Annotated in this window: 19 protein-coding genes; 10 read left to right on the forward strand and 9 right to left on the reverse strand. The window is 71.1% G+C overall.

All coding sequences use genetic code 11. The features are described from left to right. Positions 1–22: 22 nt before the first annotated feature. Entirely contained in the window at positions 23–1,537 is a 1,515-nt protein-coding gene (locus tag ACFOY2_RS45510; RefSeq protein WP_379534380.1) for a phytoene desaturase family protein, read from the reverse strand. A gap of 338 nt (positions 1,538–1,875) precedes the next feature. Here ACFOY2_RS45510 and ACFOY2_RS45515 point away from each other — a divergent pair, with 338 nt between their 5' ends. The 5 genes from ACFOY2_RS45515 (at position 1,876) to ACFOY2_RS45535 (ending at position 8,184) form a co-directional block, all read left to right on the forward strand. After that, positions 1,876–2,406: an RNA polymerase sigma factor gene (locus tag ACFOY2_RS45515; RefSeq protein WP_379534381.1), complete on the forward strand. Its 531-nt coding sequence runs from the start codon at positions 1,876–1,878 to the stop codon at positions 2,404–2,406. After that, positions 2,403–3,569, forward strand: coding sequence for a hypothetical protein (locus tag ACFOY2_RS45520; protein ID WP_379534382.1), 1,167 nt, complete (start codon positions 2,403–2,405; stop codon positions 3,567–3,569). The genes ACFOY2_RS45515 and ACFOY2_RS45520 overlap by 4 nt, the downstream gene beginning before the upstream one ends. Positions 3,570–3,803: 234 nt before the next feature. Beyond that, positions 3,804–4,730 (forward strand): pseudouridine-5'-phosphate glycosidase, encoded by a 927-nt coding sequence (locus tag ACFOY2_RS45525; protein ID WP_379534383.1) that lies wholly within the window; start codon positions 3,804–3,806, stop codon positions 4,728–4,730. After that, positions 4,715–5,656 (forward strand): carbohydrate kinase family protein, encoded by a 942-nt coding sequence (locus ACFOY2_RS45530; RefSeq protein WP_379534384.1) that lies wholly within the window; start codon positions 4,715–4,717, stop codon positions 5,654–5,656. The genes ACFOY2_RS45525 and ACFOY2_RS45530 overlap by 16 nt, the downstream gene beginning before the upstream one ends. Positions 5,657–5,739: 83 nt before the next feature. Next, positions 5,740–8,184, forward strand: a complete 2,445-nt coding sequence (locus ACFOY2_RS45535) for a hypothetical protein (protein ID WP_379534385.1) — start codon at positions 5,740–5,742, stop codon at positions 8,182–8,184. A gap of 6 nt (positions 8,185–8,190) precedes the next feature. On the opposite strand, the gene ACFOY2_RS45540 is transcribed toward ACFOY2_RS45535, so the two are convergent. The 6 genes from ACFOY2_RS45540 to ACFOY2_RS45565 form a co-directional block, all read right to left on the reverse strand. Then, on the reverse strand, positions 8,191–11,085 hold the full coding sequence (locus tag ACFOY2_RS45540) for a helix-turn-helix transcriptional regulator (protein ID WP_379534386.1): 2,895 nt from the start codon (positions 11,083–11,085) through the stop codon (positions 8,191–8,193). 52 nt (positions 11,086–11,137) lie between these two features. After that, positions 11,138–11,572 carry a GNAT family N-acetyltransferase gene (locus tag ACFOY2_RS45545; protein ID WP_357817450.1) on the reverse strand — a complete coding sequence of 145 codons (435 nt, stop codon included), beginning with the start codon at positions 11,570–11,572 and terminating at the stop codon, positions 11,138–11,140. 70 nt (positions 11,573–11,642) lie between these two features. Then, positions 11,643–12,779, reverse strand: a complete 1,137-nt coding sequence (locus ACFOY2_RS45550) for an acyl-CoA dehydrogenase family protein (protein WP_379534387.1) — start codon at positions 12,777–12,779, stop codon at positions 11,643–11,645. 1 nt (position 12,780) lies between these two features. Beyond that, positions 12,781–13,686 carry a hydroxymethylglutaryl-CoA lyase gene (locus tag ACFOY2_RS45555; RefSeq protein WP_379534388.1) on the reverse strand — a complete coding sequence of 302 codons (906 nt, stop codon included), beginning with the start codon at positions 13,684–13,686 and terminating at the stop codon, positions 12,781–12,783. Further along, on the reverse strand, positions 13,686–15,617 hold the full coding sequence (locus ACFOY2_RS45560) for an acetyl/propionyl/methylcrotonyl-CoA carboxylase subunit alpha (RefSeq protein ID WP_379534389.1): 1,932 nt from the start codon (positions 15,615–15,617) through the stop codon (positions 13,686–13,688). The genes ACFOY2_RS45555 and ACFOY2_RS45560 overlap by 1 nt, the downstream gene beginning before the upstream one ends. 3 nt (positions 15,618–15,620) lie before the next feature. Further along, on the reverse strand, positions 15,621–17,189 hold the full coding sequence (locus ACFOY2_RS45565; RefSeq protein ID WP_379534390.1) for a carboxyl transferase domain-containing protein: 1,569 nt from the start codon (positions 17,187–17,189) through the stop codon (positions 15,621–15,623). Between the two features lie 58 nt (positions 17,190–17,247). Between ACFOY2_RS45565 and ACFOY2_RS45570 the strand changes: the two genes are divergently transcribed. The 3 genes from ACFOY2_RS45570 to ACFOY2_RS45580 all read left to right on the forward strand — a co-directional run bounded on the left by ACFOY2_RS45570 (position 17,248) and on the right by ACFOY2_RS45580 (position 21,093). After that, positions 17,248–17,844, forward strand: a complete 597-nt coding sequence (locus tag ACFOY2_RS45570) for a TetR/AcrR family transcriptional regulator (RefSeq protein ID WP_379534391.1) — start codon at positions 17,248–17,250, stop codon at positions 17,842–17,844. A 31-nt stretch (positions 17,845–17,875) separates the two neighbouring features. Further along, positions 17,876–18,658: a hypothetical protein gene (locus ACFOY2_RS45575; protein WP_379534392.1), complete on the forward strand. Its 783-nt coding sequence runs from the start codon at positions 17,876–17,878 to the stop codon at positions 18,656–18,658. A gap of 215 nt (positions 18,659–18,873) precedes the next feature. Then, the gene (locus tag ACFOY2_RS45580) at positions 18,874–21,093 is read left to right on the forward strand and encodes a dehydrogenase E1 component subunit alpha/beta (RefSeq protein WP_379534393.1); all 2,220 of its coding nucleotides are present in this window, start codon (positions 18,874–18,876) and stop codon (positions 21,091–21,093) included. Positions 21,094–21,102: 9 nt separating this feature from the next. Here the strand turns inward: ACFOY2_RS45580 and ACFOY2_RS45585 are convergent, their stop codons facing one another. Beyond that, positions 21,103–22,653 carry a serine/threonine-protein kinase gene (locus ACFOY2_RS45585; RefSeq protein WP_379534394.1) on the reverse strand — a complete coding sequence of 517 codons (1,551 nt, stop codon included), beginning with the start codon at positions 22,651–22,653 and terminating at the stop codon, positions 21,103–21,105. Positions 22,654–22,681: 28 nt separating this feature from the next. Further along, positions 22,682–23,380 carry a M50 family metallopeptidase gene (locus ACFOY2_RS45590; protein WP_379534395.1) on the reverse strand — a complete coding sequence of 233 codons (699 nt, stop codon included), beginning with the start codon at positions 23,378–23,380 and terminating at the stop codon, positions 22,682–22,684. Between the two features lie 34 nt (positions 23,381–23,414). Between ACFOY2_RS45590 and ACFOY2_RS45595 the strand changes: the two genes are divergently transcribed. Next, positions 23,415–24,299, forward strand: a complete 885-nt coding sequence (locus ACFOY2_RS45595; protein WP_379534396.1) for an amidohydrolase family protein — start codon at positions 23,415–23,417, stop codon at positions 24,297–24,299. Between the two features lie 7 nt (positions 24,300–24,306). Continuing rightward, a complete protein-coding gene (locus ACFOY2_RS45600; protein ID WP_379534397.1) occupies positions 24,307–24,780 on the forward strand; it encodes a nuclear transport factor 2 family protein in 474 nt (157 codons plus the stop codon). The last annotated feature ends 3 nt before the right edge of the window (positions 24,781–24,783 follow it).

The raw sequence follows: 24,783 nt of genomic DNA on the forward strand, positions 1-24,783 counted from the left end.
CCTTTCGGCTTCGGCGCGCTTTCTACGCTTTCAGTACGGCCATCGCGGCGTTGTGTCCCGCGATTCCGCTCACGCCGCCGCCCCTGCGGGCGCTCGCGCCGCACATCAGGATGCGTTCGTCCGCCGTTTCCGCGCCCCAGCGGCCCTCTTCCCCGTCTTCCCCGTACGGCCAGGTCAGGTCGGCGTGGAAAATGTGGCCGCCGGGGAGTCCCGCGTCGCGTTCGAGGTCGACGGGGGTTTTGGCCTCGACGCAAAGGGCGCCGTCGGGGGTTTTGAGCAGGCATTCCTCGATGGGCTCCGCGAGGACGGAGTTGATGGAGGCGAAGGTGGAGCGCAGGGCGTTTTCTCGCGACTTTTCCGGATTTTTCCGGAAAAGTCGGGCGGGCATGTGCAGGCCGAACAGGGTCATCGTCTCGGCCCTGCCCCTCAACTCCGGTCCGAGAATGGACGGGTCGGTCAGGGAATGGCAGTACACCTCGGCCGGGGGCGCTTGCGGGATCTCGCCCCTCGCCGCCTGCGCGTACGCCCTGGCGAGCTGATCGCGTCCCTCGTTGATGTGGAACGTGCCGCTGAAGGCCGCCCTCGGGTCCACCGACGGGTCCTTCAGCCTGGGCAGCCGGGTGAGCACCATGTTGACCTTGAGCTGCGCGCCCTCGGGCACGTCCTGGACCCTGCCGAGCACCCTGTCCCGCACGGCCGGCGGCAGGTTGACCAGCACGTGCCGGCCGTTCACGGTGTGCTCGCCGTCCTCCCCCGTGAACGTGACCTCTCCCGACGGCGAGATCCCGACGATCTCCGCGCCCGTCCTGATCTCGGCGCCCGCGCGCCTGGCCGCCGCCTCCAGCGCCCCCGAGACGGCGCCCATGCCGCCGACCGGGACGTTCCACTCGCCGGTGCCGTCGCCGATGACGTGGTAGAGGAAGCACCGGTTGGCCAGCAGGTCGGTGGCGGGGTCGGCGAAGGTGCCGATGAGCGCGTCGGTGAGCACCACGCCCCGGACGGTGTCGTCGCGGAAGCGCTCGTCCACGGCCACGCCGATCGGCCGCTCGAACATGTCCCGCCACGCCTCCGGTCCGACCAGCCGCTCGATCTCGGCTGAGGTGCGCAGGGGTTCGAGCAGGGTGGGGGCCAGGGTCCTGGCGACGCGGGCGGTCATGTCGTAGAAGTCCCGCCAGGCCTTGTGGTCGTGGTCGCCGCCCGTGACGTCCCTGAACGAGGCCGCTGTCCGCCCGTCGTCCTCGTTGTCGACGAGCAGGCCCGTGACGCCCTTGGGGGTGTAGGAGGCATAACGGCGGCGGCGCAGCTCCAGGTTCAACCCGAGGTCTCGCATGATCTTGGTGGGGAAGAGGCTGACAAGGTACGAATAACGCGACAGGCGCACGTCGACGCCCGGGAAGGGGCGAGCGGAGATCGCCAGGCCGCCCAGGTGGTCGTACCGCTCCAGAACCAGCACCCGCCGTCCGGCCCGCGCCAGGTAGGCCGCCGCGACCAGCCCGTTGTGCCCGCCGCCTGCCACGATCACGTCATACGCACCCATTCCCGCACCCTACGGCCCCCACCGCATCCCCCTCAATACGCCCCTTTCGAGTCCGAGCCCGCGATCCGAAGGCTCCTGAGAGCCGCGTCCAGGGTTTCGCGCATACCTGAGGCAGGCTCTCGGGCCACGAGGGGCGTCGCGGCAGGCTCAGCGCCTCTCAGGACGGTAAGGCGGCACGCCCACGGATACCCACCGAGCGCCACCGTGGGCTGAATCCCTTGCGGCGTGGGGACGGCTCACGGCCCGCGCATGTTCGCGAGGGAACGGTCTTCGCATCGGCTGTAAGACTGATCCGCCTTTGACCATTACCTGATGTAAGGGCCAAAGAAGGAGCCTGTGTGCTGAATGATGATGCGTTCGCCGCTTTATTCGATGCGTACCGCCCCCGGGTGTACGCGTACGCGGTGAGCAGATGTGGTCGCCGGTTGGCCGAGGAGGTGGTCAGCGAGACGTTCGTCGTCGTGTGGCGACGGCGGGACGTCATCCCGGTCAAGGCGCCCTTGCCCTGGCTACTTGGTGTGGCGCACAACGTGATCCGCGAACTCTATCGCGACGAGCTCCGGCAGGCGGCGCTGGACGAGGCGCTGCGCGTCTGGACCGAGGAACTGGAGGGGGACGTGGCCGACCAGGTGGCTGAGCGGGCCAGCGCGATGAAAGCCCTGTCCACGTTGAGCGACGCGGACAAAGAGGTGCTGACCTTGGTCGCCTGGCAGGGGCTGACCTCGGCGCAGGCGGCCGCGGTAGTGGGAAGTTCCCGGTCGGCGTTCTTCGTCCGGTTGCATCGGGCCCGTCGGCGGCTGGAGGCCGCCATGAACAACGTGACGGCGGCCGACCCCCGGCCCGCATTCATCCAGCAGGAGGAGAAGTGAAGCGGAAGAACGCGCTCGATCTGCTGGCGGCGGCCCGGCCCGCCGACCTCGACCTGCCGGGGTCACCCCGTGCGCGGATGGAAGAGCTGCCCACGCCGGTGCGACGGGGCCGCGCACGGTGGGTCGGGGCAGTCGCCGCGTCGCTGGCCACAGCGTCCGTGATCGGGGCGCTGGCCTTCCCCCGCCTGCTCAACCCCAGCGTCTCCACGGGGCAGGTGGTCACCGTTCCCGCCGGGAACGCGCTGGACACGGCGGCCCGCAACGCGGCCGCGCAGCGGCAGACGCCCGGGCGGTTCTGGCACACCGAGGGCCTGATCCTGGGTGAGGAGGTCATCGGTGCACCGGACAACCGGTACCGGATCAAGACCCGGAGCCAGAGCGGCCTATGGAATCCGCGCGACTCGGCGACGCTCACCGTGCTCACCGAACGCGGCCTGCCCACCGTACCGGCGTCCAGACAAGAGGAGCAGGCGTGGCGGCGAGCAGGGAAGCCCAAGCTGTGCGGCAACGACACCGACTGCAAGAACGACACGGCTCCGCTCGGACGCACGAGATTCATGTTCATGCCCGGCACCTGGCCCTACGGAGATCAAGGGCTCACACTTCCCGCCGCTGAGCTGCTCGATCTGCCTCAGGAACCGGACGCGCTGCGCGAACGCCTGCTGGCGTTCTGGCCCGCCTACAGCGAGACAATGAAGGACTGGCCGACACCGCCCGCGGGGACCTCGCTGCCCACGAAGGACTCCTGGCTCCTCGGCATCTCCCTGGACCTGCTCCAGCGCGCCCCGATCTCAGCAGGCACCCGCGGGGCCCTCTACCGGATGGTGGCCAACCTGCCCGGCACCCGCGCCCTCGGCCGGATCCCCGATGCCGAGGGACGCCTAGGGATCGGCATCGGATGGACCCAGGCTGTAGGGGACGGACAGAGCGAGCAGCAACTCATCGTGGAGGAATCCAGCGGCCGGCTACTCGCGCTGCAGAACGTCGTCGTGAAGCCCTGGTCGCAGGACCCGGCGGGCAGCGAAGGGGCCGCGGGCCTGCCCGCGGGAACCGTCTACCACGCACTCGTCCACCAGCGAGCCGCCTGGACCGACACCCCCGCCCGGCTTCCCAAGGGGTGCTCCGCCCCCACTCAGAGCGACCGGAAGGACTGCGTCGGCTGAGGCCCGACATCCACTCGGCGGTCAACCTCTTGGAGGAGTTCCGGGCCGTGACGTGCGTAAACTTGACAGGGGAGGCAGGGGCGATCGCATTCGGCGGTATCGCTGCCCCTTGTGATGCGACGGCAGACGGCGCGACAGGCGGTCCCGAAACCCGCTTAGTTCGGAACAAATTCCGTAAAATATGCCGTTCCGTCTTAGCCCTGCCACGCGCCCTCAAGGAGGACGAACCTCGCCATGCGCAACACCGCCGACTCCCTACTCCAGACGTCCGACGAGGTGGCCGAGGCCCTGGCAAGCGGCGCCCCGGTCGTCGCGCTGGAGTCCACGATCATCTCCCACGGTCTGCCGCAGCCGCGCAACCTGGAAGTGGCGCGGGAGTTGGAGGGGGTCGTAAGGGCCGCGGGCGTCGTCCCGGCGACGATCGCCGTACTGGACGGCGTGCCTCGCATCGGCCTGAACGAGGTGGAGCTGGAGCGCATCGCGACCGAGTCGGGTCTGCGCAAGCTGGGCCAGCGGGACCTGCCGGTGGCGACGGCGTTGAAGGCGAGCGGCGCGACCACGGTGTCGGCCACGTCGTTCCTGGCCGCCCGCGCCGGCATCCGGATCTTCGCCACCGGCGGGCTCGGCGGCGTGCACCGCGGCTGGACCGAGGACCAGGACGAGTCCGCCGACCTCGACACGCTCGCCCGTACCCGCATCACGGTCGTCTGCGCGGGCGTGAAGTCGATCCTGGACGTGCCCGCGACGCTGCAGCGGCTGGAGACGCGGGGCGTGACGGTGGCGGGATACCGTACCGACACCTTCCCCGGCTTCTACCTGCACTCCTCCGGCCAGCCGATCGACTGGCGGATCGAGTCCCCGCAGGACGCGGCGGCCATCATGCGCGGCCAGGACGCGCTCGGCGGCCCCGAGACCGCGCTGATCGTCGCCAACCCGGTCCCCGAGGACCGGCAGCTCGACCCCGAACTGCACGACCGCGTGCTGAGCCAGGCGCTGGCCGCCGCCGAGCGGGAGGGCGTCAAGGGCCAGGCGATCACCCCGTTCCTGCTCGGTTACCTGGTCGACCGCACCGGGGGCGCCTCGCTGGAGGCGAACCTGGCCGCCGTGCGCGGCAACACCGCCCTGGCCGCGCAGATCGCCCTCGCGTGGGCCAGATCGTGACCGACAGGGGGCTCCTGGTCATCGGCGACGCGGTCACAGATGTGGTGGCGTTACATGGCTCGCCCGTCATATTAGGCACCGACACCGCCGCGGACATCGTGCTCCGTCCCGGCGGCTCCGGCGCGAACACCGCCGCCTGGGCCGCCCATCTGGGCGCCGACACCCGCCTGCTGGCCAGACTGGGCTACGACAGCAGCGACTGGCACACCACCGAGCTGGTCAAGACGGGGGTGCGCCCCCACATCACGGTCGACCCCGACCACCCCACCGCCGTCGTGATCGCGATGGTGGACAAGAGCGGCGAACGTTCGATGCTCACCAACCGCGGCGCCGGCAGCCTGATCTCCGAGGCCGACTGGAACCCCGCCCTGCTCGACGGCGTCGCCCGGCTCCATCTGTCCGGTTATGTGCTGTTCGCGGAGCCGGGGCTGCGGCTGGCCCGGCTCGCCCTGGCCGACGCGTCCGCCCTGGGGGTCGCCATCAGCGTCGATCCGGCCTCCACCGGTCCGCTGCGCGACTTCGGCGTCGCACGTTTCCTGGACGAGACGTCGTCCGCCGACCTGATCATCCCGAATCTCGAGGAGGCCCTCCTGCTCAGCGGCGCCACGACCGCAGAGCAGGCGGCCTTACTGCTGAGTGAGAGATACGGCACAGCGGTCGTGAAGCTCGGCGCTGCCGGCGCGCTGGCGGCGGTGGACGGCGTGGTCGTCGCGCGGGCGGCGGGCGTGTCCGCCGAGGTCGTGGACTCGACGGGGGCGGGGGACGCGTTCGCCGCCGGGTTCCTCGCCGGAACTTTGCATGGTGTCAGCGAACAGGCCGCTTTGGAGGCAGGTTGCCGTGCTGGTGCGGCATGTGTGGCCCAGGTTGGCGGTCGGCCACGGTACGGTTTGGATCTGAACCGTCTTTACCCTATTCACACTGATTGATAGCTTGCCGCGTAGGCTGCACCATTAGCCACAGACGTTACGGGCAGCACCACGCGGCTCACTGGGGAGGATAAGGTCCGCCGATGGAAGTCGAGTCATCGATCTGCCTGAGCGACCTAGTCCCTGCGCTGCGTTGGAGCCGCCCGCAGCAGGTGGCCGAGGCGCTGGGCGATCCGCGCCTGCCTGCGGGGTGGTGGTCCTCGCTGGCATTGTCGAAGGCACTCGGCACGGCGGGGCTCGACTGGATCTGCGAGCGTCTGGCCAGGCTGGCCTCCTCCCGCTGGGACCATCTGCCCCTGGCTGATCTGCTCCCCGCGCTGACGGTTCATCACATCGATCCCACGCTGCCCGGCTGGCCCGACGCCACCCGTACGGCGATCACCGGGCTCGGCGGCTGGCAACGGCTGCGCCGCCTGTCCCCCAGCGACCTGGGCACCCCGTCGGCCACGCCGGAGGTCGTGATCGGCTCGGTGTTCCGCGAGATCCTCGGCCGCATCCCGGCCCAGCGCGAGGCCCCCGTCCAGACCGGTCACCCGGAGATCACCCGGCCGGTGCAGCAGCAGCGAGGGCTGTTCGAGGAGGGACCCGCCCCGGCCGACGGCTCCCCGCAGCGGCAGCCCACGGGGCCGTTCGCGGGCCAGGGACAGGGCGGCGGCTCTGGGACCGGCTCGTTCGCCGCACAACCGCCCGAAGGCACGGGCTCGTTCCCTGCGCAGCAGCCGGAACGCCAGACCGGCTCGTTCCCTGCGCAGCCCACCGAAGGCGCCCCTGCGCGTCAGACCGGCTCCTTCCCGGCGCAGCAGCCGGAACGCCAGACCGGTTCGTTTCCGGCACAGCAGCCTGAACGTCAGACAGGCTCGTTCCCCGCCCAAACCGGCATGTTCCAGGCGCTGCCGCAGGGTGGCGGGCCGCGCCAGAACCCGGCGGGCGAGGGCCCCCCGCAGCAGCGCCCGGCCCCCGGCCAGCCCGAACGCCTCCCGCAACGCCCCGGCGGCCCGGTGTCCGGCAGCCCGGGCTCAGGCGGACCTCAGACCGGCTCAATGCCCCCGATCCCGGGCGGCCCGCAGACGGGCTCGATGCCCCCGATCCCAGGCGGCCCGCAGAAAGCCGCCCCCGGCTCGGGCGGACCGCAGACCGGCTCAATGCCCGCCATTCCGGGCAGCCCGCACAACGCCGCCCCCGGTCCTGGCGGACCGCAGAGCCCCGCTCCCGGCTCGGGCGGACCCCAGACCGGGTCGATGCCCGCCATTCCGGGCGGCCCGCAGAAAGGCGTTCCCGGCTCAGGTGGACCGCAGACCGGCTCGATGCCCGCCGTCCCTGGCTCGGGCGGGCCCCAAACCGGGTCGATGCCGGCGGTTCCCGGTGCGGACGGCGCGAAGGGCGGCAACGCGGGCGCGGGCAGCACCCCTGCCCCCGTCTACGCGGCCCCCGTCCCCGCCGCCCCGGCCGCTCCGCCCAACCCCGCGCTCTCCTCCACCGACCACGCGATGGTCCGGGTCGTGGACAACCTGTTCCGCAGCCTGGACAAGCTGGAGCTGGCCGTGGCCGTCCACCGCCTCTTCGCGGAGGACCCGGTCAGCCTGCGTTCGCTCGCCCACAAGATGCTGGTCGACCGGGACGCGCTCTCCCAGGCCCAGCGCACCGCCGAGGAACGCGTCCTGCACTGGCTGCGCTCCTCGGAGTCCGCGCCGGTCACGGGCCACATGTTCCGCCTGACCGAGTGGCTCGGCGCCGCCGCGACCGAAGACCAGCTCATCGGCGCGGACCCGGCCCACCCGGTGACCGTCCCCTCCCTGCGCACCCCGCTGTGGCGCGTCCTGGTCACACTCATGCCCGACCGCCGCTTCCAGGACGGCTGGCTGGTCGTGGGCGACATCCACGGCCTGCAGGCCCGGACGAGGCAGCTCCTGGCCGCCAACCCCGGCGACGGCGACCTCGTGGCGCTGATGAGCGAGCTGGGCATCCGCGGCCATTCGGCCAAGGCCTGGCTCGATTCGCTGCCCTCCGAGGCGAGCCACGACCAGGCGTCCGAGATGGCCTCCTCGGCTCCGGCCCTGCCGCTCCCCCGCCGTACACCCGGAGCCAACGGCCACCACCACAGGGGTGGTCAGCCCATCCCGTCCGCGACGGCGGGTTCGATCGATCCGTCGGCCGCGCTGGCCACGTTGTCGGCGCTGTCAGGCGGCCGTTCCGGCATGCTGGCCGGTGCCCCCAGCGCGCCGCCCCCGCCGCTGCCCGGCCCGTCTTCCGAGCCGCGCCGCTGGCAGCGCATCGAGGTCACGCCCGAACATCTCAGGGGCGGCCCGGTGCCGGTGCCCGAGGGCTACGCGGCCCAGCTCGGCATGCGTCCCGGCACCCTGCTGTCGGTCACGGGACCCGGCGACAACGCCATCGTCCTGGTCTGGCAGGGCCACCAGCCGGTCTTCGACTCTCTCCAGCCGGTGCTCATGCGGCTGAACGCGCGCCCCGGCGACCAGGTCTACGTCACGGTGGACGGCTACCGCCTGGAGGCCCAGCTGACCGGCTGACGCCGCTCACCCGCCGTCGAAAAGGCCGAGGCGGTGGGCGGTGGCGGCGGCCTCGCCCCGGGTGGCGACGCCCAGCTTGGCCAGGATGTTCGAGACGTGCACGCTGACCGTCTTGGCCGAGATGAACAGCGCCTCGGCGATCTCCCGGTTGCTCCGCCCGTTCGTCACCTCCCGCAGCACCTCGAGCTCACGAGCCGTCAACCCCAGCGGCTGCCCGTCCGCGGCCTCGTCGGCCCCGCCGATCCTGGCGCGCCTGCCGAACAGGTCGATCTGCTCCAGCAACGGCCTGGCGCCCAACCGGCCGGCGAGCTCTCTCGCCCGCGCCAGCCGCGCCGCCGCCTCCCGCCGGTCGCCGGCCGCGAGCGCCGCCTTCGCCGCGCCCACCAGGCACTGGGCCTGCGCGTACGGCTGCCGCAACGCCGCCCACGCCCCCGAAGCCGCCTCCCACGCCTCGAACGGCCGAGCGTCCGCGGAGGACTCCGGCCCCATGAAAGCGATGAACGTGAGCCGGTGCGCGCGCTGAAGGTCGCCGACGGCCCCGAGCTCCTGCCCGAGCGCCCGAAGCCGGGGCAGCAGCGACGCCCCGGCCTGTGAGGCCACCGACGTGAGCAGGGACGCGAAGGCCACCACGACCGGCCACGAGTAACGCGGAGTGGCGAGGAGATCTCGCTCCTTCAGCGCCCGAGCCGCCACCTCCACCGCCTCGTCGAGCTGTCCCCGCCCACGCGGCAACAGCACCTCCCTGCACAGATGCGGCAGAACGTTCTGATCGCGGAACACTCCACGCGACAACACGCTCCGCGACGACCCCAGCAGCGCCTCCGCCCGGTCGAACTCCCCGCGAGCCAGGGCGATGTCGATCGCGTACCCCTGCAGGCTCGCCCGGTAGGGGCTGGGCGGCGCGAGGTCGAGGGCGTGCTCGACGACCTCCAGCGCCTCGTCCCAGAGCCCGAGCGACACCAGCGGCTCGGCCAGGTTGATCGACAGGAACGTGCCGGACGTGCGCGCCAGCCCGTACTGGGCGGCCTCCTCGACGCCCTCGCGGGCCACCTGGGCGGCCCGCTCGTGCCGGCCCGCCCCCTCCAGCGCGTCGGACTCGGAGATGGCGCAGCGCATCAGCGCGTTGTAGGCCCCGTCGCGCTGCGCGATGCGCCGCGCCCGCGCGAACGACTCCGACTGGGCCTCGACCTCCGAATGGCCGAACCCGGCCCAGGTGAGGTTGATCAGCGCGTGGGCCTCGATCGCCGCATCGCCTATCTGGTGGCCGATCTCCATCGCGAGCTCGGCGGTGGCGAGCTTCTCCGGCAGGTCGCCGGGCCGGTGGAGCATGCGGGACAGGCTCTCCAGGACCTGGCCGCGCAGCCTGCCGGGATCGGCGGGCACCAGCTCGGCGGCCCTGCGCAGGTCGTCGATGTAGCCGGCGCGGCCCAGGTCGTAGCGGGTCAGGCCGCGCTGGCGCAGCAGGTGGGCCGCCCTGATCGGCTCGGCGTCGTGGTCGAACTCGGCCAGGGCGGCGCCCGCCAGGGCGATGGCGCGTTCGTACTCGCCGACGAGGTGGGCGACCGTGGCCGTCTGCCGCAGCACGTCGAGCCGGTCGCCGCCGATGCGCTCGACGGCGTCGGGCACCTGGTCCCACAGCTCCAGCACCCTGGACAACATCCTGAGCTGCTCGTTGTAGGCCGTGGACTTGCGGGCGGCGGCGGCCGCGCGCCAGGCGCTGACCAGCGCCCAGGTGGAGTCGTGGGCGCTGTGCCAGTGGTGGGCCAGCTCGATCGCGCCGCGCGGGGCGGGCAGGATCGCCAGGTCGTCCTCCAGGGCCTCGGCGTAGCGGGTGTGCAGGCGGGTGTGCTCGCCGGGCAGCAGGTCGTCGTGGAGCGCCTCGCGGATGAGCGCGTGGCGGAAGCAGTAGCCCTCGCCGTCGACGGTGAGCACGTTGCCCGCCACGGCCGGGCGCAGCGCGCGGGACAGCGCGTTCTCGTCGAGCCCGGCGACGGCGCTGAGCAGGTCGTGCTCGATGCGCTGGCCTCCGGCGCTGGCCACGCGCAGCAGCTCCTGTGTCTCGTCGGGCAGCCGCTCGACGCTGGCCAGCAGCAGGTCGCGCAGCGACTCCGGCAGGTCCGCGTCGGCGCCGGCCTCGCTCAGCAGCGCCTCCACGAACAGCGGGTTCCCCTCGCTGCGGGCGTAGATCAGGTCCATGTCGGCGGGGGACGGCTCGCGCTCCAGGATGCCGGCCGCCTGGGCGACAGCCTCCCTGCGGGTGAGCCTGCGCAGCTCGATCCTGCTCACCCACTCGATGCGGCCCAGCTCGGCCAGCATCGGCCGCAGCGGGTGGGTGCGGTGGAGCTCGTCGGTGCGGTAGGTGACGACGAGCAGCAGGCGTGCCGCCGTACGCTGATAGCGGACCAGGAACGACAGCAGGTCGCGGGTGGACCGGTCGGCCCAGTGGGCGTCCTCGACGATCAGCAGCACGGGACGCTCTTCCGCCAGCCGCTCCAGCAGCCCCAGCACCTGCTCGAACAGCCGCGCCCTGGCCTCTGGCCCGTCCTTGTCCGGCTCTCCGAACTCCGGCAGCAGCCGCGCCAGCCCCCGCGTCGTGCCTCCGGGGACGAGCGCCGCGACCCCGTCGCGGCCCAGCTCGCGCACGAGCCCGCGCAGCACGGCCGTGAACGGGGCGAACGGCAGGCCCTCCGTGCCCAGCTCCAGGCACCCGCCGACGAGCACGCGGGCGTCGTCGGCCCGGGCGGTGAACTCGCTGATCAGCCGGGTCTTGCCGACTCCGGCCTCACCGCCGGCCAGCACGGTCGACGACGCTCCGGCACGCGCCCTGACCAGCGCGTCACCAAGAAGGGACAGCTCGCGGGCACGCCCGACGAACAGCGGGCTCACGGCATGGATGCTCACGCCCCAAGGATGCCATCCGGGGCCGACAGAAACGCCCGCCCCATGCGACGGCCTAACGCAGGACCTTGCGGAAGAACGTGGCCGACGCCTCGTATTCGAGGGCGTGGTAGAACTCGGGCGCCCGCCGCGTGGCCATCCCCACGTATCGGGCATCGCGCGAGCGGGCCCACCGCTCGAACTCCTCCAGCAGCGCCCGCCCGATCCCCTTCCGCCGCGCCCCCGAGCCGACCATGGCCTCCTCCACCCAGGCGACCGGCCCGTTGGCGAACAACGTCAGGTGCGTGAACCCCAGCAGGTAGCCCTGCACCCGCCCGCCCACGACGGCGACGATCAGCAGGGCGTCCTGGTTGGCGAGCAGTTCCGGCAGCGCGGCGTCGAAGGCGTCGCGCTCGGGCCTGAAGGTCAGGCCGAACTCGCGCGCCAGCGCGAACACCTCGTCCGCGTCGGACTTCTCCGCCCTCCTGATCAGAAGATCGTCAGCCGTCATGGAACACGACACTAGATCGTCGCGCGTCGTGAGCGCAAACATTCGGAGAGCGTCATCCGAGATCGGCCCGTCACAGATCGGCCAGGCCGAGCTGGCGGGCGATGAGCATGCGCTGCACCTCGCTCGTCCCCTCCCCGATCTCCAGGATCTTCGCGTCGCGGTAGAAGCGCCCCACGGGGAACTCGTTCATGAACCCGTACCCGCCGAACACCTGCGTGGCGTCGCGCGCGTTGTCCATGGCCGCGTTCGAGGAGACCAGCTTGGCGATCGCGGCCTCCTTCTTGAACGGCAGCCCCGCCAGCATCCGCTCGGCCGCGTGGTAGTAGGCCAGGCGGGCGGTGTGCGCGCGGGTCTCCATGTCGGCGATCTTGAACTGGATGGCCTGGTAGTGGCCGATCGGGTGGCCGAACGCCTTCCTGTCCCTGACGTACTTCACGCACTCGTCCACGCACCCCTGCGCCAGCCCCACGCTGACGGCGGCGATCGCGATGCGGCCCTCGTCGAGGGTCTGCAGGAACTGGGCGTAGCCCCGGCCGCGCTCGCCCAGGAGGTTCCCCTCGGGGACGCGGCAGTCGGTGAACGACAACTCGCGGGTGTCGGAGGCGTTCCAGCCGACCTTGGAGTACTTCTTCGACACCGCGAACCCGGGCGTGCCGCTCGGCACCAGGATCGTGGAGATCTCGCGCTCGCCGGTGAGCGCGGCCACGCCGACGACCGCGGTGATGTCGGTGCCGGAGTTGGTGATGAACGCCTTCGTCCCGTTGATCACCCATTCGCCTTGGTCGAGCACGGCCGTGGTGCGCATCCCGCCGGGCACGTCCGTCCCGCCGCCCGGCTCGGTGAGCCCGAACGCGCCCAGCTCCGCGCCGGAGGTGAGCCTGGGCAGCCAGCGTTCGCGCTGCGCGGCGGTGCCGAACCGGAAGATCGGCATCGCGCCCAGCGACACCGCCGCCTCCAGGGTGATCGACACGCTGGAGTCGACCCGGGCCAGCTCCTCCAGCGCCAGGCACAGGGCGAAGTAGTCGCCGCCCATGCCGCCGTACTCCTCCGGGAACGGCAGGCCGAACAGGCCCATCGCGCCCATCTGCCGCACGATGTCGTAGGGGAACGCCTCGCGCTCGTAGTAGTCGCCGATCACCGGCGCCACCACCTCACGGGCGAACGCCTCGACCGTCTTGCGCAGCTCTTCGTATTCGTCCGTGAGCATGTCAGCCTTTCGACAGCGCCTGTACGACGCGGGAGGGGCTAGGACGGCCGAGCAACTCCGCCAGCCAGGTGCTGGTGGCCACGAGCTTGCCCAGGTCGAGGCCGGTCTCGATGCCGAGTCCGCGCAGCATCCAGACCAGGTCCTCGGTGGCGAGGTTGCCGGTGGCTGACTCGGCGTAGGGGCAGCCGCCGATGCCGCCGGTGGAGGCGTCGACGGTGGTCACGCCCGCTTTCAGCGCGGCCAGGGTGTTGCCGAGCGCCTGGCCGTAGGTGTCGTGGAAGTGCACCGCGAGCCTGTCGGGCCGGCGGAACGCGCCGATCAGCTCCGTGACGTGCCCCGGCGTGCCCACGCCGATCGTGTCGCCCAGCGACAGCTCGTAGCAGCCGAGCCCGAGCAGCCGCTCGCCCACCGAGACGACCTGCGCGATCGGCGTCGGGCCCTCCCAGGGGTCGCCGAAGCACATCGACACGTACGCCCGCACCCTGAGGCCGTGCTCCAGCGCCTTGGCCACGACCGGCTCGAACATGTCGAACTGGCTCTCCAGGCTCCTGTTGAGGTTCTTGGCGGCGAACGTCTCGGTGGCGCTGGCGAAGATCGCGATCTCGTCCACGCCCAGGCCGAGCGCCCGGTCCAGGCCGCGCAGGTTCGGGACCAGTACGGGGTAGCGCACGCCCGTCCTGCGGTTCAGCCTGGTCAGCAGTTCGTCGGCGTCGGCGAGCTGCGGCACCCACCTCGGGTGCACGAAGCTGGTCGCCTCGATCATCTTGTGCCCCGCGTCGGCGAGCCGGTCGATGAACTCGGCCTTGACCTCCACGGGGACGACGTTCGGCTCGTTCTGCAGGCCGTCACGCGGGCCGACCTCGTAGACCGTGACCTGCCGGGGCAGCCCCTGCATGGGGTACGGCATCACCCCTCCTTTGTGCTGGTGACCACGGCCAGGACGGCGTCCATGTCGACCGGCCGGCCTGCCTGCGCGGGCAGTTCCGAGACGGTGCCGTCGCATGGGGCGGTGACCGTGTGCTCCATCTTCATGGCCTCGACGATGACCAGCGCCTGTCCTGCGTCGACCCGGTCGCCGACCTGGGCCTTGACGATCAGGACCGTGCCGGGCATGGGGCTCCTGACCACGCCGTCCCCGGCCGCCGCGGCCCCCGGCCTGTCGCCGGGGTCGCCGATGAGGTGGCGGGTGAACGACCAGGACGCGCCGTCCCTGCCGAGCCAGAGCGTGTCGCGGTCGCGTACCCGGAGGTAGTGGTCGGTGCGGGAGCCGAGTGTGACGGCGCCGTCCCGGACGCGGGCGGGGAGCGTCTCACCATTTATCCGGACCTCTGCGGATTCTTCGGGCAGGCCACGTACCTGGACGGCGTGCACGCCGTCCCTCGACTCCAGCCGCCACGTCGTCCACGCGTGCTCCCCGACCCGCCAGCCGTCCGTGACCTCCCACGGGTCGTCGCCCCGGGGGACGGCGTGGAAGGCCAGCGCCGCCGCGGCCAGCACCTCGCCGGGGACGGCCACGCCGGGAAGCAGGTCGGGCAGCACCCGCTCGACCAGGCCGGTGTCCAGCTCTCCTGCCAGCACGGCGGGGTGGACGGCCAGGGCCCGCAGGAACGGGATGTTGGTGACCACCCCCAGGACCGCCGTGGCGGCCAGGGAACGGTCGAGCCTCCTCAGGGCCTCGGCCCGACCCGGCGCCCAGGCGACGACCTTGGCCAGCATCGGGTCGTACTCGCTGCCCACGACCCCGCCCTCGACCAGCCCCGAGTCCACGCGCACACCCTCCATCGCGGGCTCGCGCAGCGCCAGGACCCGGCCGCCCGTGGGCAGGAAGCCGCGCGCGGGGTCCTCGGCGTAAACGCGGGCCTCGACGGCGTGGCCGTGCAGCCGCACGTCCTCCTGGGCGAACGGCAGCTTCTCCCCCGCCGCGACCCGCACCTGCAGCTCCACCAGGTCCAGGCCGGTCACCAGCTCCGTGACCGGGTGCTCGACCTGCAGCCGGGTGTTCATCTCCATGAAGTGGTAGGCACCGGTGAGGCCGTCCACGATGAACTCCACCGTGCCCGCGCCGACGTAGCCGACCGCCCTGGCGGCCTCGACCGCCGCGGCGCCCATGCCGGCCCGCGTCTCGGGGGTGACGAAGGGCGACGGGGCCTCCTCAATGATCTTCTGGTGCCTGCGCTGCAGGCTGCACTCGCGCTCGCCGAGGTGCACGACGTTCCCGTGGGCGTCGGCCAGGATCTGGATCTCGATGTGGCGGGGGTTGCCGACGTAGCGCTCGATGAGCAGGGTCTCGTCGCCGAACGCGGCCCGCGCCGTGCGCCGCGCCGACTCCAGGGCGTCGGGCAGCTCGGCGGCCGACCGTACCAGGACCATGCCCTTGCCGCCGCCTCCGGCGGACGGCTTGATCAGGGCGGGGAAGTCGTTCCAGCGCGTCAGATCGTCACGCGGCTCGGCCCCGCCGGGCACGACGGGGACGCCGGCGGCCGACACGGTCTCCTTGGCGCGGATCTTGTCGCCCATCGCGTCGACGGCCTCGGCCGGCGGGCCGACGAACACCAGCCCGGCCTGGGCGCAGCGGCGCGCGAACTCGGCGTTCTCGGCCAGGAAGCCGTAGCCGGGGTGGACGGCCCGCGCGTCCGACTCCTGAGCCGCCCGGACAATCGCCTCAATATCCAGATATTTCGGCACCTGAAGGGCTATGTCGGCTTCGAGGGTGTGCCTGGCGCCCGCGTCGGACGGCGTGTGCACGGCCACCGACGTGATGCCCAGCCGCCGCAGCGTGCGGATGATCCGTACGGCGATCTCGCCCCTGTTGGCGATCAGAACACGGTCGAAGAGCATGCGTCACATCCGGAAGACGCCGTAGCCGGCAGGTTCGAGCGGGGCGTTGGCCGCCGCGGACAGCGCCAGTCCCAGGACCGTGCGGGTGTCGAGCGGATCGATCACCCCGTCGTCCCAGAGCCTGGCCGTGGAGTAGTACGGGTTCCCCTGGTGCTCGTACTGGGCCCTGATCGCGTCGGCGTCGGCCGTCCCGACGGTGGTCAGCACGTTCGCGGCCTGCTCGCCGCCCATGACCGAGATGCGGGCGTTCGGCCACATCCACAGGAACCTGGGCGAGTACGCCCGCCCCGCCATCGCGTAGTTCCCCGCCCCGAACGACCCCCCGATCACCACCGTGAACTTGGGCACCCGCGCGCACGAGACGGCCGTCACCATCTTGGCCCCGTGCTTGGCGATGCCGCCCGCCTCATAGGCCTTGCCGACCATGAAGCCGCTGATGTTCTGCAGGAACACCAGGGGAATGCGCCGCTGGTCGCACAGCTCGATGAAGTGCGCCCCCTTCATCGCCGACTCGCTGAACAGGATGCCGTTGTTGGCCACGATCCCCACCGGATGGCCATGAAGGTGGGCGAATCCGGTCACGAGGGTCGAGCCGTACTCGGCCTTGAACTCCAGCAGGCGCGAGCCGTCCACGATCCTGGCGATCACCTCGCGCACGTCGTACGGCTGGCGCGTGTCGGCGGGCACGATCCCGTACAGATCGCGCGGATCGTGCCGGGGCGGCTCCGGCGCGACCGTCTCCCACGGGCGCGGGGCGCGCGGCGCCAGCGTCGAGACGATGTCGCGGACGATGGCCAGCGCGTGGGCGTCGTCCTCGGCCAGGTGGTCGGTGACGCCGCTGATCCGCGCGTGCAGGTCGCCGCCGCCGAGTTCCTCGGCCGTGACCTCCTCGCCGGTGGCCGCCTTCACCAAGGGCGGTCCGCCCAGGAAGATCGTGCCCTGGCCGCGGACGATGACGGCCTCGTCGCTCATCGCGGGCACGTACGCGCCGCCGGCCGTGCACGAGCCGAGCACGGCGGCGATCTGCGGGATGCCGCGCGCGGACATCGTGGCCTGGTTGTAGAAGATGCGGCCGAAGTGCTCGCGGTCGGGGAAGACCTCGTCCTGTTTGGGGAGGAACGCCCCGCCGGAGTCGACGAGGTACACGCACGGCAGGCGGTTGTGCAGGGCCACCTCCTGCGCGCGCAGGTGCTTCTTGACGGTGATCGGGTAGTACGTTCCGCCCTTCACGGTGGCGTCGTTGGCGACGACCACGCATTCGCGGCCCGAGATCCGGCCGACGCCCGTGATGATCCCCGCGGCGGGCGCCTGGTCGTCGTAGAGGCCGTTCGCGGCCAGCGGCGACAGCTCCAGGAAGCGGGAACCGGGGTCGAGCAGGCCGTCCACACGTTCGCGCGGCAGCAGCTTGCCCCGCTCGACGTGCCGCCGCCGCGACCGCTCGGGGCCGCCCAGGGCGGCGGTCGCGAGGCGGTCCAGCAGTTCGGCGGCGAGCCGCTCGTTGAGCTCGGCGTTGCGCTTGTACGCCTCCGTGCCCGGCTCCGCGGCCGATCTCAGCACCGGCCAGTCGCTCATGAGTCCCCCATGCACGAAATGTTAGTCATCATTAACGTAGCCGTCTAGTATGTGAGACGTGACCAGTACCTCCACCCCTACCCGCAATCGCGGCAACCGGCGCACGGAAATCCTCGACGCGGCCGCCAGGCTCTTCGCCGCGCGCGGCTTCCACGGCGTCTCGATGGAGGACATCGGCGGCGCGGTCGGCATCTCCGGCCCCGCCCTCTACCGGCACTTCAGCGGCAAGGACGCGCTGCTGACCGAGATGCTCACGGACGTCAGCTCGCGGCTGCGCGAGTCCGCCGTCGCGGTCGCCACCTCCTCCCCCGGCGCGCGCGAGACGCTGGACGCGCTGCTCAACGTGCAGATCACCTTCGCGATCGAGCAGTCGGCGCTGATCACGGTGCACGACAGGGAACTGGGCAACGTACCCGAGCAGGAGCGGCGGCAGATCAGGCGGCTGCAGCGCCTGTACGTCGAGGAGTGGGTGACCGCGCTGGCCGAGCTACACCCGGGGTGCCCCGCCGCGCGACTGCGAGCGGCCACCCACGCCGTCTTCGGACTGCTCAACTCCACGCCGCACAGCGCGGGCGAACTACCTGGGCACGACATGCGCCCACTGCTGCACACGATGGCACGGGCGGCGATCGACGCCGCCGTTAACGACCGCTAACACACGGGCGACTCTCGACCACCTGGTTCCGGTGGCGCTGAAGCTCGGACTCGCGACAACCCTCCGGGCGGGGATCGCCGAGTTAGGGCGGGTCAAATCGGACTGGCTTTCGTATCGGAGTGCGATCATCTCTGTACGGAGAGTAGTCTTCCTGATGCGCCGCGCGGCCCCCACTTCCCCCCCAAACAAGGAGTGCATCCAAATGTTGGATTGCCAAGCGAAGTTCCGTGACCTCGAAGTCAGGGTCGCTGGTCTCGAGGACGCTACCTTTAGTGGCATGCCAGGTGAGAAGATCGCCACTCGTATCAACTCGCTGCACGACCGCGTCGGCATGGTCGGCGAGAACGTCCAGGACAAGATCGAGCGTGAGATCGGCACGCTCAGGACCGAGATGAAGGCGGGCTTCGCAGCGGTCGATGGCCGCTTCGCAAAGGTCGACGAACGCTTCGACACGATCGACGGCCGCTTCGCAAAGGTCGACGAACGCTTCGACACGATCGACGGTCGCTTCGCAAAGGTCGACGAACGCTTCGACGCCATGGACGAACGCTTCACCAAGGTCGACGAACGCTTCGACGCCATGGACGAACGCTTCACCAAGGTCGATGAGCGATTCGACGAGGTCGACAATCGCCTGTCGCTGGTCGAGAGCAGTGTCCGCCAGGTTCAGTCGAACGTCTTCGACGTGTGGACCGAGGTCACGATGATCAACAAGGACAGCGGTCGCAGGGATCTGCGGGTCGACAAGATCGAGAAGCGACTCGACGGGATCGAGACCGTCCTCCTCCGTATTGAGGGCAAGCTGCCCAACTAACGGCACAAAAGGACAAAGGCCCGGGAAGGCGCCTCCCGGGCCTTATTCCCCACTCACGAACGATCAGCGCTTCACGCTCCCAGTAGACGCGCGACCATCCGGGAAAGTCGGCGACCCCGGCAAACGGGTATCGAAGCGGGTCGATGGGAGCGGTCCACAACATGTCATGGGGGGTCCGGCAGACGCCGGAGCCGCGGCAGGACATAATCGATGCTGTGGCGCGCGACACAGTTGAGACTCACTTCACCCAGGCGGTTGCGACGCTGAAGGCGGGCCCCCCGCGAGAACCGGGGCAGCCGGTCCGCGAAGGCGCCGCCCTGACCGGCGAGCAGTGCAGGCAACTGTTCCGGCGCCAGCTCGACAGCCGGCTGCTCGACATCGCCGCCCGCTGGCTGCGTGAGCAGGACGAGGGCTTCTACACGATCGGCTCCGCCGGTCACGAGGGCAACGCGGCCGTCGCCGCCGCCCTGCGCCCCGGCGACCCCGCGCTGCTCCACTACCGTTCCGGCGCCTTCTACCTGACCCGCTCCGAGCAGGCAGGACGGCTGCCGGAGCAGGGCATCCGCGACGTGCTCCTGGGGCTGACGGCGGCGGCCGACGAGCCGATCGCGGGCGGCAGGCACAAGGTGTTCGGCCACCCGCAACTGGCCGTGATCCCGCAGACCTCGACGATCGCCAGCCACCTGCCCAGGGCCGTGGGCGTGGCGTTCGCCATCGAGCGGGGGCGGTCGGTCGGGGCCCGTTCCGCCTGGCCTGAGGACGCGATCGCGGTGTGCTCGTTCGGCGACGCCACCGTCAACCACGCCAGCGCGCTGAGCGGCTTCAACACCGCCTCCTACGCCACGTTCCAGGGGCAGTCGCTGCCGATCCTGTTCGTGTGTGAGGACAACGGCATCGGCATCAGCGTCCGCACCCCCAAGGGCTGGGTGGAGGCGGCGGCGCGGCGTCCTGGCATCGAGTACTTCGCCGCCGACGGCTGCGACCTGGCCGACGCCTACGACGCCGCCGTCCGGGCGGTCCGGCACGTGCGTGACAACCGGGCGCCGGCGTTCCTGCACCTGTCGACCGTGCGGCTCATGGGGCACGCCGGTTCCGACGTCGAGTCGGCGTACCGCACGCAGCGCGAGATCAGGTCCGATCTCGACCGCGACCCGCTGGTGCGCACGGCGGCGCTGCTCGTCGAGGCCGGGCTGGACACACCAGACGAACTACTCAAGATGTACGAGTCCGCGCGCGAACACGTGTTGCGGATCGCCCTGGAGACGACGCGCAGCCCTCGGCTCGGCTCCGCCAAGGAGATCATGGAGCCGATCGCGCCGCGCAGGCCCGAGCTGATCGCCAAGATCAGCCCGATGGCGGCCACGGCCGCGGCCAGGGAGAAGGCGTTCGCCGGCGCGCTGCCCGAGCACGACAAGCCCATGACGCTCGCCCAGTCCATCAACCGCACGCTCGCCGACGCGCTGGCCGTCTACCCGGAGATGACGGTGTTCGGCGAGGACGTCGCCAAGAAGGGCGGCGTCTACGGTGTGACCAGGGGGTTGCAGAAGCGGTTCGGGGCGGGGCGGGTGTTCGACACGCTGCTCGACGAGCAGGCCGTGCTCGGGCTGGCGCTGGGGGCCGGCGTGTCGGGGCAGCTTCCCGTGCCCGAGATCCAGTACCTCGCCTACCTGCACAACGCGCTCGACCAGATCCGCGGCGAGGGCGCCACGATGCAGTTCTTCTCACGCGGCGCCTACCGCAACCCGATGGTGGTGCGGGTGGCGTCCTACGCCTACCAGAAGGGGTTCGGCGGGCATTTCCACAACGACAACTCGGTGAGCGCGCTGCGCGACATCCCCGGGCTGGTCATCGCCTCGCCGTCGCGTCCCGACGACGCCGCGGCCATGCTGCGCACGTGCCTGGCCGCCGCCGGCACCTGCGGGTCGGTCTGCGTCTTCCTGGAGCCGATCGCGCTCTACCACACGCGCGACCTGTTCGACGAGGGCGACGGCGGCTGGCTGGCGTCGTACGTGCCGCCCTCCCGCTGGGCGGAGACGCACGTGCCCATCGGACGCGCGCGCTCCTACGGCGACGGACGCGACCTGACGATCGTGACGTTCGGCAACGGGCTGCGGATGAGCCTGCGCTCCGCCGTCAGGTTGACCCAGGAGGGATACGGCGTCCGCGTCCTCGACCTGCGCTGGCTGGCCCCGCTGCCGGTGGAGGACCTGCTGCGGGCGGCCGAGCTGACCGGCAACGTGCTGATCGCCGACGAGACTCGGCACACCGGCGGGGTCTCCGAGGGCATCGTGGCCGAGCTGGCCGACGCCGGGTTCAGCGGGCGGGTCGCCCGGGTGACCTCGGCCGACAGCTTCATCCCCTTGGGCGGGGCGGCCGATCACGTGCTGCTGTCGGAGGCGGAGATCGAGCAGGCGGCGCGCAAGCTCCTGGGCTGACCCGCCTGGTCAGCGGGCTACCGCGCCTCTGATGCAGGTCGGCTTCGACCAGGCCACCGTCGAACTCTCGGAGATTTGCAGCGGGACGCCGACCAGGAAGCAGTAGCCGCTGTCCGGGTCGAGGCCCGCCACGCGGGTGGAGGTGGCGCCCGCGGTCAGGGCGGTGATGGGCTGTTCGCCCTTTTTGATCGGGGACCGCTGGAGGACGACGGGGTAGCGTCGGGCCGCCGCGGGGAGCGTCCACTGCAGCTCCACCAGGGCGCCCTGGTCGGCGGTGACCTTCACCGCGCGTGGGGCCAGGGCGGCGATGTCCTGTTTGTCGATCTGGGTGTCGTCCTGCGTCGCGGCGGTGGCCGCCGTGGTGTCCGGGGTTCCCGGTGGTGGCGTCTGCTGGAGCGAGAGGTACACGGCCGCCGCGACGCCGCCCACGACCACGGCCGCGACCGCGCCGCCGATCACCAGACTCCTCGGGAGACGGCCCTGCTCGGAGGACGGTGGCACGGTGGGGGTCGGCGTGTGGGCACCGCTGTGCTGCGGTGCGGGCTGTCCGAAAGGCGGGTAATGCTCTCCGGTGGGCGGGTGGTTCCCGGCGGCCCCCGGCAGGTGGTTGCCCGTCGCGGGGAACGGTCCGCCCGGCGGGTCCTGGCGGGTCCGCGGCACCGTGGCCATGCCGGGCCCAGGCCCCGCATCGGCCCCGACCAGGTCCGTCACCGACAGCCCGAGCTCGGCCTGCAGCGCCTGAAGGTGCCGGGCGAACTCGCGCGCCGACCCGTACCGCGCCTGCGGCTGTTTGGACATCGACCGCCGGATCATCTCGAACACCTGCGTCGGCACGTCGGGCCGGGTGATCGGCGGCGGATCGACGCTGAGCACGCGGTACATCAGCGGCGCGATCGACGGGTCCGCCGGGTTGTGGAAGGCCGGCTGCCCGGCCAGCAGGTGGTAGAGGGTGGAGCCGAGCGAGTAGATGTCGGTCGAGGCGGAGTGGGGCTGGCCGGTGAGCACCTCGGGGGCGGCGTGCAGCGGGGTGAAGGCCTGCGACGTGGCCGAGATCTCCGAGGAGTCCACGACCCTGGCCACGCCGAAGTCGGCGATCGCGAGTTCGCCGTACCGGGAGATGAGGATGTTCTGCGGTTTGATGTCGCCGTGCAGGACTCCGGCTTCGTGGACGGCGGCCAGCGCCCCGGCCAGTTTTACCCCGGCGCGCAGCACGTCGGGCACCGGCAGCGGGCCTTGTTTGCGGATCCGGTCGCGCAGTGAGCCGTTCTCGAAGAAGTCCATCGCGATGTACGGCTTGCCGGAGCGGGTGACGCCGGTGTCGAAGACGGTCACGACGTTCGGGTGGCCGGTCAGACGGCCGGTGAGCTGGAGTTCGCGCTGGAACCTGCGCATGGTGCGCTGGTCGACCCGGTCCACGGACAGCACCTTGAGCGCCACGACCCGGTCGAGGCGCTCCTGGTAGGCGCGGTACACGACGGCGAATCCGCCCTGGCCGGCCTGATCGAGTACCCGGTAGCCGGGTGCGTCCTCGACTGGCAGCACGGCACTCCCCCCTGTCACCAAGGGAGTTTAGTGCGAAATTTCGATATCAGAGTGGGTTCATGAGGTACGCACCGAACAGCAGCGACGCGACCGACACCAGCAGGAACAGGAACACGTAGAACCCGCCCGGCAGGAACGTCAGCCTGGCCAACTGGTCGGCGTCGGAGTCTCTGGCCTGCCGCCTGCTCCGCTTGCGCTGTAACTCGATGACCGGCCTGATCCCGCCGAACAGCAGAAACCAGGTCGCCACCAGGGCCACGATCTGCTGGACGTCGCTGGGCGCGTACATGATCAGGGCGTACACCGCGCCGCCGGTGACCAGCAGGATCAGCGCGCCGTACAGGTTGCGGATCAGCAGCAGCATGCACACCAGGAACAGCAGCACGCCCCAGATCAGCACCGTGATGCGGCCCGCCTCGGTCAGCACCGCGGCGGCCAGCCCGAGCAGCGACGGCGCGACATAACCGGCCAGCGCGGTCAGCACCATGCCGGGCCCGGTCGGCCTGCCCCTGGTCAGGGTCACGCCGGAGGTGTCGGAGTGCAGGCGGATGCCTTCGAGCTTGCGCCGGGTGAGCAGCGCCATCAGCGCGTGCCCGCCCTCGTGGGCGATCGTGATCAGCCCCCTGGACACCTGCCAGGGCATCCGGAAGCCGACGATCACGAGCGCGGCCAGAGCCGAGACCGCCACAACCCAGGGGTCGGGGTCAGGCTGAACCTTGATCAGGTGGGCCCAGAACTTGTCCATCGAGGAGAAACCCTATCCCCGTAGAGTCGTCCCCGTGCTCACAGAACAGCATTCTGACGCGGGGGTGCCGGACTGGTGGCGGCGGCTGGGGCTGCCCGGCCTGATCGATCTGCACGTGCACTTCCTTCCCGAACGGATGGAACGCCGGGTCTGGCACCACTTCAACCACGGCGGCCCGCTGATGGGCGACGGGTGGCGAATCGAATACGAGTGGCCCGTCGCGCAGCGGTTGGAGCGGCTGCGGGCGATGGGCGTCCAGACGTTTCCCGCCCTGGCCTATGCCCACAAGCCGGACATGGCGGCCGACCTCAACACGTGGACGCTGGACTTCGCCCGTCGTACACCCGAATGCCTCCCGTCTGCGACCTTCTACCCCGAGCCTGGGGTCGTGCAGTACGTGCGGCGGGCCCTGGCGGACGGCGTCAAGATCTTCAAGGTGCACCTGCAGGTCGGCGGGTTCGACCCGCGGGCGCGGGAACTGGAGGAGGTCTGGGGGCTGCTCGCCGAATCGGGCGTGCCGGTGGTCGTGCACGCCAGTTCGGTGCCCGTGCCCGGCGGGTACGTCGGGGCCGAGCCGATCGGCCAGGTGCTGCGCCGGCATCCGCGGCTGCGGGTGGTCATCGCGCACCTGGGCATGCCCGAGTACGACCCGTTCTTCGACCTGGCCGCCCGCTACGAACGGGTGGCGCTGGACACCACGATGACGTTCACCGACTTCGCCGAACGCGGAATGCCGTTCCCCGACCGGCTGCGTCCCGCGCTGCTTGACCTCGGCCTGGCGGGGAAGGTGGTGCTCGGCAGCGACTTCCCGACCATCCCGCACCCCTACGCGCACCAACTCGACGCGCTCGCCCGGCTCGACCTCGGGGAGCCGTGGCTGCGGGCAGTGTGCTGGGACAACGCTTCCGCCATGATCTGATAGAAAGGTGAACAATCGGCACGTGGCGCTCATCGGCGCTTTCTACGACGCTCTCGGCCGTGCGGACTTCGCGGCCATGGAGCGGTGCTACCACCCTGAGATCAGTTTCTGCGACCCCATCTTCCCAGAGGTCGAGGGGCGTGACAGGGTGATGCGAATGTGGCGGTTGCAGCTCGGCGTCCGCGACGGGCTGACGTCCCGTTGCCGTGACGTCGCGGCCGACGATCACAGCGGGAGCGCCCACTGCAGCTCCCGCTACACGTTCTCCCGCACCGGCCGCGCGGTCGTCGCCGAGATCGACGCGCAGTTCAGATTCCAGGACGATCTGATCGTGCGTCACAGGGACGAGTTCGACTTCAAGCGCTGGTCGAAGATGGCGCTCGGCCGGCCGCAGGGGCCGGTGTTCGGGTGGACTCCGACCTTGCGCAAGACGATCAGGGATCGGGCGGCGCAGCGGCTGGAGGAGTTCCAGCCGTCGTAGAGG

The sequence above is a fragment of the Nonomuraea purpurea genome (assembly GCF_042650645.1).
Lineage (GTDB): Bacteria > Actinomycetota > Actinomycetes > Streptosporangiales > Streptosporangiaceae > Nonomuraea > Nonomuraea purpurea.